The organism is Streptomyces murinus, from assembly GCF_002154555.1.
In the GTDB taxonomy this organism is placed as follows: Bacteria; Actinomycetota; Actinomycetes; order Streptomycetales; family Streptomycetaceae; genus Streptomyces; species Streptomyces murinus.
Genome location: NZ_MUNF01000730.1, coordinates 1 through 1,685 on the forward strand (window position 1 = coordinate 1; position 1,685 = coordinate 1,685).

The 1,685-nt window shown below is 72.1% G+C and carries 1 protein-coding gene; it reads left to right on the plus strand.

All coding sequences use genetic code 11. The annotated features are described in order from the left end of the window. The first annotated feature begins 152 nt into the window (after window positions 1-152). Window positions 153-1,538: a peptidase C39 family protein gene (locus CCN72_RS34040; protein WP_086812166.1), complete on the plus strand. Its 1,386-nt coding sequence runs from the start codon at window positions 153-155 to the stop codon at window positions 1,536-1,538. Window positions 1,539-1,685: the final 147 nt, after the last annotated feature.

Genomic DNA, 1,685 nt, shown 5'->3' on the forward strand with positions numbered 1-1,685 from the left:
GCCCCGCGCCCGCACCGTCACCGGATCAGACCAATATTCATGGCGCGGCATCCGCCCAAGTGCTGGCAGGGGCCCGGCGGCTGCTCCATAGTTGGCGCACGACGTGCACATGATCCAGCCATGACTCCGGACACCTGGGGGTAATCGCGCCCATGAGCAGCGCCCAACAGCCGTCCCGCAGAACCGTTCTGACCGTCGCGGTCGCCGCCGCGGTGGCCGGCGCCGCCACGCCCGCCGCGGCGGCCGCCCAGCGCGGGACCGCGACCGCCCGGGCGGTCGCCGCCGACCAGCCCGGCCGGGCGGGGGCCCGCCCCGTCGACTACCACGCCTGGACCACCTACAGCGAGTGGCGCACCGGCACCGCCCGGGGCGCCCGCGCGGTCTCCGGCCCCCGCCCCGGTGTGGAGATCGGCGCCCCCGCGGGCACCGTCGACTACACCGACCCGCACACCGGCACCACCGCGACCTGGGAGTACGCCACCTGGACCGCCCCGCGGTACCGGCTCACGGTCCCGGCCACCGAGGTCGTCTCCTCCTGGAACGCGCACACCCCCGACGGCACCTGGATCCAGGTGGAGTTGAGCGGGACGTACTCGGACGGCGGCGACACGCCCTGGTACGTGATGGGCCGCTGGGCGGCCGGCGACCAGGACATCAAGCGGACCTCGGTGGACGGCCAGAGCGACGGCCGGAGCAGCATCTGGACCGACACCTTCGCCATCGACGACGCGAGCACCGGGCTGCGCCTCGTGTCGTACCGGCTGCGCCTGACCCTCTACCGCAGGCCGGGCACGCGGCTCACCCCGACCGTGTGGCGGCTCGGCGCGATGGGCTCCGACATCCCCGACCGCTTCACCGTCCCGGCCTCCACGCCCGGCCTCGCGCAGGAACTGGTGGTGCCGCGCTACTCGCAGGAGATCCACAAGGGCCAGTACCCGCAGTACGACAACGGCGGCGAGGCGTGGTGCAGTCCGACCTCCTCGCAGATGATCGTGGAGTACTGGGGCGGCCGGCTCACGGCCGGCCAACTGTCCTGGATCGACCCGTCCTACGCCGATCCACAGGTCGACGCGGCCGCGCGCTACACCTACGACTACCAGTACGAGGGCTGCGGCAACTGGCCGTTCAACGCGGCCTACGCGGCGACCTTCGCCGACCTCCAGGGCGTCGTCACCCGGCTCGTCTCGCTGACGGATCTGGAGACGCTGGTGGCGGCCGGCATCCCGGCCATAACGTCCCAGTCGTTCCTGAGCACCGAGCTGACCGGGGCGGGTTACGGCACGTCCGGACACCTCATGACGGTGATCGGCTTCACCGCGGACGGCGATGTGATCGCCAACGATCCGGCCTCGCCGGGGGACGACGCGGTACGACGGGTGTACAAGCGCCGGGAGTTCGAGAACATCTGGCTGCGGACGAAGCGGTACAACGCCACCGGCGGGGTCTCCTCCGGCACCGGCGGGGTCTGCTACCTGTACTTCCCGGCCCGTCCGAGCGCCCACCAGCGCAAGGCCCTGGCCGCGGTGGGGGTGCGCTGACCATGTGAGCAAGCTCATCGCCGCGTACGCCGTCGCGGGTGGCAAGGTGGACGGAGTGTGCGGTCATGGTGGTACTCACAGAGGTCGGACGTACAGAGCGGTCTCCCCCACCCGTCCGTCCACCTTGCCACCCGCGACGGCGTACGC